The organism is Bacillus sp. P4_D3 (assembly GCF_056401855.1).
Genome location: NZ_JBFUIN010000141.1, coordinates 1 through 7403, shown reverse-complemented (window position 1 = coordinate 7403; position 7403 = coordinate 1). Strand labels below are relative to the sequence as shown.

The following is a 7403-nucleotide window of genomic DNA, read 5'->3' as shown; positions in this document are numbered from 1 at the left end:
ACCTTRGCATCTTTGTTTATATTTCGTTCTTTCGTACCATTAGAAGCYACAAACAGCTCTTTTAAACCAACATCCACACCAATCGACTCATTGGTTAGTTCTTGTGATTCAAAGTCTTCYTGGAACYCTACACTAATCCACCAGTGACGACCATCAAATGTAACTCTTGGATTTGATGRTTTTTTGTTTCTTGGTAGTTGTTGGCTTGTTTTCACTTCTCCAATRGACTGAATATCAACTACTTTCTTTCCTATAATCAGTCTTTCATAATTGGCATAAAATCCTTGAATTAAATCTTTTTTGGATTTATAAGAAGTGTGATAACCATTTTTGTACTTTTYGAACGAATTTCTTCTCGCCTTATCAAAATCTTTTGAAGMCTGTTTTGGAACTTGTGCGTTGATGTCATTTAACCACTCATATCTCTTTCGCTTCTTGATCTTTGTAAATCGTTTCTGTAAAKCTAACTGTGAAACAGATTTTCCAAATAGCTTATAGTATCTATCACTCATTCTTTTACAGTAGTTATAAGCGAATCTTGAAGCTCCAGCATGATTTCTAAGCACTTTTTCTTGTTCAGGCGTTGGAATTAGTCTGACTTTCTTCGCCAATATCATCAGAAKTYAACTCCTTAATTATCTGTTTGGTCTTTAGCCAATTACTGTGCGATTATTTGGGCRCTCMCCTTTTAGATAATGAAAGATTTGTTCTTCTGAATAGTAGCGTGTTCCACCAGCAGTCACCTTTTCAGGTGCTAATTCAAAGCTTTTGTGCATTCTCCTAAGACTACTAGGATGCAACCCTGTTAATTCCGACACTTGACTAGCAGGGCTTACTGATATATTTAATTAACTTTAGTTATAATTGGTTAAATAAATCGTAACAGTTAGTTACCCTCACTATGTAAGCTTTTATCACTAACTATAATTCCATCTTCATCTACATAAACATATTCATTCGGTTTCCATTCAACTTCACCAAATTGCACCGGAATATTTCTTTCTCCTTTTCCTTCTTTTACACTTCTATTTGGCATCGTCCCTAACGCTACAATACCAATATTAATATTTTTTAATTCACTAGAATCACGAAYATACCCATTTACAATAATTCCTGCTAAGTTTCTTTCTTCCGCAATAGCTGCCAAATTATCACCGAGTAACGCACAATTTTTAGAAGCTCCGCCATCAACAACTAATACTGTACCTTCCGGCAGTGTTTGTAACCCCTCTTTTACTAGTACATTATCATCCTTCACTTTTACCGTTGCGATTTTCCCATAGAATTGTTTTTTCTTCCCGAAAGACCGAAAAGACTGGCGACATATTTGTAATTCCTTTTCAAATTCATCACATAGATCCGTAGTTTTCCACATCTCTTTCCCTCTTTTCTTTCCCTCTTTTCTTTTCCTTTTATATTACATATTCTTGGATTTTTTTCGTTTCCCTGTCTAWTGTTGCAATAATTTGTATGTGCGGTGAAAGTCATATATAAATGAAGTAAAATAAAGCTTACCACTTGAAACTATTGCTTTAAGTAAAAAGCTTTATTATAATCTATTGCACTCCTATGAAAAACATTTATTCTAGCATAAACATAAGAAAGGATGGATCATAATGATCCATCCCTTCTGTCAAAGTATAATGTCACTAAAAATTCTTTAAAAATCTTAGTTCCAAATTTTATTTACCCATTCAGGATGATCAATAAAAGGATTACGATTATGTTGATATTTTGTAAAAATCACTTCATTACGCTTTCGCTCTAAATCATCGACAGGGTCTTGTTCATTCCATTTTAGTAAAACAGATAGTTTCCCCATGTATGGATCTTTGTTGTTATTCACCTTTTCATTTAGTTCTAAGTCTATTTCGCCGTTGTCTCCTTCGTAACGAACAGCCATGTAAAACAGCATTCTAGCGATATCTCCTTTTACACTATCACGAGGTTCCCAAGAATCACTATCATATTTACATTCTGTTGCTTCCGAATGATTCATACCACCATTATCAAAATCCAGATTTCCACGTGAACTATTTACAGATACATCTGTCGCTCTTAAATGATGCAGATCTGTTCCTGGTCCTGCAGCCGTTCCAAAATCACCGTGTGATTTTGCCCAAACATGCTCTCGGTTCCAGTTATCAACTCCTGAACCATTCGTAAATTTCTCTTGCGAACGCCCAGTATATAAGAGCAACACATTATTTTTATTATTTGGATCTTCATCAGTATCTCTTAGCGCTTCCCAAACCGCACTGTATGATATCTTTGTATGATTATCAATAACATTATGAAGTTCCTTCTTTAATTCTAAACCCGTTTTTCCTATAGCGTTATTATAATATGTATCGTCATAGTTTTTTACAGTAATCTCTTGTGCTGAAAACGTATCTACTTGTGGAGATGCAGAAACTACTTCACCATGTATGATATCTGTGAATGATAGAGATGCAGAACCTAAAATAAAAAATGAAGATAGTGTAACCATAGCAAGTTTTGTGTTTCGGAACTTCATATACCCATTTCCCCTTTAAAATATAATTTGAATTGATTAATCAAAAAAGCCTATGTACATAGTTTCTTTTTCATACTGTTCTCCTAAATTTTAGTTTCTTCAATTACATAAACAATTTTTATTTTCACAAAGAATATTCTTCTCTAGTAAAGACTATTAAAATATTCTCTTACAGTAAAAAGTAGTTTAATGATAACTTATAAACTTCAATTTTTTTATGCAATTATACATATTTATTGAATAGTTCATAAAAAAAATTTACATAAAAAAGCTCATTTCTTATCTTTTCAAATAAGAAACAAGCTTTTCTTTTCCAACTACTAATCCTAATATAGGTCTATCTGTCTCGAAAACTTTTGAAGTTACTTGATGTTTATGTTGAGAATAGAACTACCTTTATTTACTTATTTATTTGGCATCGAATCTATATACTTTTTAACTACTTCATATACATATTCTTGATTTGCCGCTGCTGTATTCGGGTTGTATTTTCCGCCGTTTGTTTTATTGTTAGATAATACTCGAATTCCTAAGAATGGTACGTCATAAGCTTTTGCGATTTGCGCTGCTGCAGCGCCTTCCATTTCTTCTACAGATGTACCGTATTTTGTATGGAACCACTTAATTCGATCAACTTCATTATTCCAAACGTCTGCTGAACCTATAGTACCTTCTACCACTTTACCTTTTGTATACTTGTCTTTTACTGCATTAGCTGCTGCAAGTAAATCCTTATCTCCCTCGTAGTATCGGATTTTCTCAGCATTTGGATCTTCTCCTGCACTTCCTTCAGAAGCCATCAGGTCCATAGATATCCATTTTGCCGGCTCAATCCCTTGGTTCTCATTCATATTTGTTGTTTTTAGTGAACCTATATTCGCGACTTTTTTTCCTAAAACAATATCAAATACGTTTAAATTAGGATCATGTCCACCTGATGTTCCTTGGTTAATAATCGCTATAGGCTTATATTTTTCAATAGCCACTGCTGTAGCGGCTGCTGTATTTTCCATTCCTTTACCTGTTTTCGCAACGATTACAGGATAATTGTCTACAGTACCTTTATCAAATACAAAAGTTCCAGATTTTTCTTCTTTCACATTTTTTAACCTTTTTGCAAATTTTTCAGCTTCTATTGGCATTGGACCTTGAATTAAGATAGGTTTTTGATTACTTTTTGCCTCTACTACTTGTTTTGGACTAGCATTACATCCTGCAAGTATTGAGAATGATAATACGATAGTAGTTGCTAGGGCTGCACCTTTTTTCAACATATTGTTCTTCATAAATAATCTCTCCTCTTTCTCTTGTTGTTTTCTATACTCGATGTTTTGGTCCAAAGAAAAAAGCTCTAGAAACTGTAGAAGAATCTCTACTTTCTAGAACTACGGTAGTCAAAGTTAATTAAGCAAAAGATGAGACCATTGCTAAATTATAGATCGGTAGCGCTCAATACAGAAAGCGACCGAATACTTTAACCCGTAGTCCAGTTCTTTCATTGGGAACTAGGTAGAAACGCTCGGACCATATTACCGAGTATATACGAGTGATGTTATTTAAAATTATTATATTGCTAATATAACAAACTATTTGTGAATAAACAACAAAAATATGAACATTTTTATTCAAACAGATTAAAATGTTCGTTTTTTAAAGTATAACAGATGAAATACATTGTTTTTAAATGGATTGACCCGTTAAAACCCAAAATCCATATACTGAACTAGAATTAGTTCAGTATATGAATTTCAATGAGTTCTCTTTGAAGTTATATAAAGGTATATTTATCTTTTCCCTTCAGTACACGTTACTTTAAAAATAATGAAGTTGTTCAATTTTAGAGGTTCAAGTAGAAAAATCCCACAACATATTATAAATATGCTGTGGGATTTAAATTAAAGTGTTCTTTAAAAAGTAAGCCTTAATAAGGATTGTATTTCAAATCCACTGGTTTACTAGCACTTTTGTTTTCAAATATGTAAGGATTCTATATCCCTTTTAATTTCACTATTTATTTCGTTACTTCTCCAAACTGCGCTCTCGTCACTTTCATCAAATCTTCAACTTTAAGCTCAATTTGTGTACCAATTTTCCCGCCGCTTACAATGATTGTTTCAAGTGATTGAGCACTCTCATCAATACATGTAGAAAATAATTTCTTCATCCCTACTGGTGAACAACCACCGCGAATATACCCTGAAACTTTTGTAATATCTTTAACCGGAATCATTTCTATCTTTTTTTCACCGACTGCTTTTGCCGCCGCTTTTAAATTTAGTTCCTCATCTACCGGGATAATGAACACATGATAATCTTTACTATTCCCTTGAGCGACAAGTGTTTTATATACTTCTCTCACTTCTCGTCCAATCTTCTCCGCTACTGATACTCCATCAATTTTCCCGTCATTTGGATCGTATGACATCATGGAATATTCAATTTTTTCTTTATCTAATATTCGCATCGCATTTGTTTTATCTTTTTTCATGAGCTGCTCCTTAAAAAGTTATTTCATATCATTAAGTTTTCTTTTATTATACACTCTTTTCCATTTCTCCTACATCACTTCACGCTTTTTTCAAAACTGAAAACATTGATTTTTCAAAATTCATCTGATATAATTTTGAAAAACTTATGTTAAGGAGAGATTTGTAATGCGAAATTTTAATACTTCTTTCCAACTTCATCATCATACGTAACGCCGTGTATCCGAAGAAAAATTTTTCTTCGTGGGTACAGGGCTTTTCCTGTTGACCCACGAAGCGTTCATAAAGCTATGTGGGTATTTTTATACCCGCATAGCTTTTTTTAATTTAAAAGAGGAGTGATTATGGTGGAAATGAAAAATGTAAAAGGAACAAAAGACTATTTACCAGAGGAGCAAGTGCTGCGGAATAAAATTAAAAGAGCATGTGAAGATACATTTGAACGATATGGATGCAAGCCTTTAGAAACACCAACGTTAAATATGTATGAACTTATGTCATACAAGTACGGCGGTGGTGATGAGATTTTAAAAGAAATATATAAACTTCAGGATCAAGGAAAACGCGAGCTTGCCTTACGTTACGATTTAACAATTCCCTTCGCCAAAGTTGTCGCGATGAATCCAAATATTCGCCTCCCTTTTAAACGTTATGAAATTGGTAAAGTATTTCGAGATGGTCCGATTAAGCAAGGGAGATTTCGTGAATTCATTCAATGTGATGTTGATATAGTTGGTGTAGAGTCTGTCATGGCAGAAGCTGAACTTATGAGCATGGCATTTGAACTATTCCGAACGTTAAACTTAGAAGTAACGATTCAATATAATAATCGAAAATTATTAAACGGTATTCTCCAGTCTATTAACATCCCTACCGAATTAACGAGTGACGTAATTTTATCATTGGATAAAATCGAAAAGATTGGGATTGATGGTGTAAAGAAAGATTTATTAGGGCGAGGAATTGCTGTACAAACAGTAGAGTCAGTATGTAGTACCGTTTTATCTTGTATGGAGTTTAAGCTTACTGAATTTGAAGAAGCATTTAATAATACACTCGTTACCGAGGGAGTAAACGAATTACAACAATTGCAGCAATACTTACTCGCTCTCGGAATAAATGAAAATACGATATTCAATCCATTTTTAGCACGAGGACTCACAATGTACACAGGAACTATTTATGAAATCTTTTTACAAGATGGCAGTATCACATCAAGCATAGGTAGTGGTGGTCGTTATGATAATATAATCGGAGCGTTCCGTGGTGATAATATGAGCTATCCAACTGTAGGGATTTCATTCGGTTTAGATGTCATTTATGCAGCTCTATCACAGAAATCAACAACATCATCTACAGCGGATCTTTTTATCATTCCACTCGGGACAGAATTACAATGTTTACAAATCGCCCAGCAATTGCGCTCTACTACTTCATTAAAAGTCGAACTTGAACTAGCAGGACGCAAATTAAAACGTGCCCTGAACTATGCAAATAAAGAAAATATCCCATACGTACTTATAATTGGTGAAGAGGAACTATCTACAGAAACAGTTGTGCTGCGAAATATGAAAGAAKGTAGTGAAGTAAAGGTTCCCCTCTCTTCCTTAGAAAATAACACATTTAATAACTATATATAATAAGCGCCACCCTCATTTCGGTGGTTTTTCTAGTGAAGAAATAAAAAACCATTTAGTTTACATAATATAATTATCACATTCTCTAAATGTGAATCACAAAAAATATCCATTACCCACTATATTTGGTAATATATTCATACACACATATTGTTTAGGAGGAATTAACTTTGAAGGCAGTCGTAAAAGCATTAAAGTGGACTACAGGTATCTCTCATCTTTTATTAATTCCTTGTTACGTATTTCAAGGGCTATTTGACTTATCCGGGATACTGTTCTTTATATTAATTACTTTACATATCATCACTAGTGTATTAGCTAAAAAGGAAGGTATGAAAGCCTATGCTAATTATATAGGAATCTTGGCTATTCTAGTTGCTTTCTTTCCCTATATACAAATCGCTATACATATTATAGCGTCGATTTTCCTTCTATTAGATGCGGCTTCGACGAACACAAAAGAAGTGTATGATTCATAGTGAATTAAAAACAAAAATTAGAGACAGATTTTTCAACCATATACAAAAAAAGAGGGCAGATATGCATCTCCCTCTTTTGTCTAACTATTATTATTCTTGTTCTTGCTCGTCCATAATCTTCTCAAACGCAGCAGATACTTTTTCAAATTCCTCGTCATTCTCTATGTATGAGAATTCATTATCTTCTTCTACTTTTAAAAAGAAGATATCAATGTCTTCCTCTGTTTCTGTTTGAATGTCTTCTACAAAGGCAACCGCAATGTATTCTGCTACTTCGACATCC

Annotated in this window: 8 protein-coding genes, 1 pseudogene and 1 riboswitch; of the genes and pseudogenes, 2 read left to right on the top strand and 7 right to left on the bottom strand. The window is 33.6% G+C overall.

Going from position 1 to position 7403, the window contains the following annotated elements; translation table 11 throughout:
* The 6 genes and pseudogenes from AC1DTM_RS14870 to ybaK form a co-directional block, all read right to left on the bottom strand.
* The coding region (locus AC1DTM_RS14870; RefSeq protein WP_477000411.1) for an RNA-guided endonuclease InsQ/TnpB family protein at positions 1-617 on the bottom strand (617 nt) is incomplete at its 3' end.
* A 36-nt stretch (positions 618-653) separates the two neighbouring features.
* Positions 654-842 (bottom strand): annotated as a pseudogene (locus AC1DTM_RS14865) (MerR family transcriptional regulator); the annotation flags it as partial.
* A gap of 44 nt (positions 843-886) precedes the next feature.
* Positions 887-1375, bottom strand: a complete 489-nt coding sequence (gene rraA, locus AC1DTM_RS14860; protein WP_477000410.1) for a ribonuclease E activity regulator RraA — start codon at positions 1373-1375, stop codon at positions 887-889.
* Between the two features lie 294 nt (positions 1376-1669).
* The gene (locus tag AC1DTM_RS14855; RefSeq protein ID WP_078174484.1) at positions 1670-2518 is read right to left on the bottom strand and encodes an endonuclease I family protein; all 849 of its coding nucleotides are present in this window, start codon (positions 2516-2518) and stop codon (positions 1670-1672) included.
* Positions 2519-2922: 404 nt separating this feature from the next.
* Positions 2923-3804: a 5'-methylthioadenosine/S-adenosylhomocysteine nucleosidase gene (locus AC1DTM_RS14850; protein WP_477000409.1), complete on the bottom strand. Its 882-nt coding sequence runs from the start codon at positions 3802-3804 to the stop codon at positions 2923-2925.
* Between the two features lie 176 nt (positions 3805-3980).
* A riboswitch (purine riboswitch) is annotated at positions 3981-4084 on the bottom strand.
* Positions 4085-4529: 445 nt separating this feature from the next.
* The gene (gene ybaK, locus AC1DTM_RS14845) at positions 4530-5006 is read right to left on the bottom strand and encodes a Cys-tRNA(Pro) deacylase (RefSeq protein ID WP_088099353.1); all 477 of its coding nucleotides are present in this window, start codon (positions 5004-5006) and stop codon (positions 4530-4532) included.
* 342 nt (positions 5007-5348) lie between these two features.
* On the opposite strand from ybaK, the gene AC1DTM_RS14840 reads away from it, so the two are divergent.
* Positions 5349-6644, top strand: coding sequence for a histidine--tRNA ligase (locus AC1DTM_RS14840; RefSeq protein ID WP_477000408.1), 1296 nt, complete (start codon positions 5349-5351; stop codon positions 6642-6644).
* 167 nt (positions 6645-6811) lie between these two features.
* Entirely contained in the window at positions 6812-7120 is a 309-nt protein-coding gene (locus tag AC1DTM_RS14835) for a hypothetical protein (RefSeq protein WP_002110888.1), read from the top strand.
* Positions 7121-7210: 90 nt separating this feature from the next.
* On the opposite strand, the gene AC1DTM_RS14830 is transcribed toward AC1DTM_RS14835, so the two are convergent.
* On the bottom strand, positions 7211-7403 hold a 193-nt coding region (locus AC1DTM_RS14830), incomplete at its 5' end, for a DUF1292 domain-containing protein (protein ID WP_477000407.1).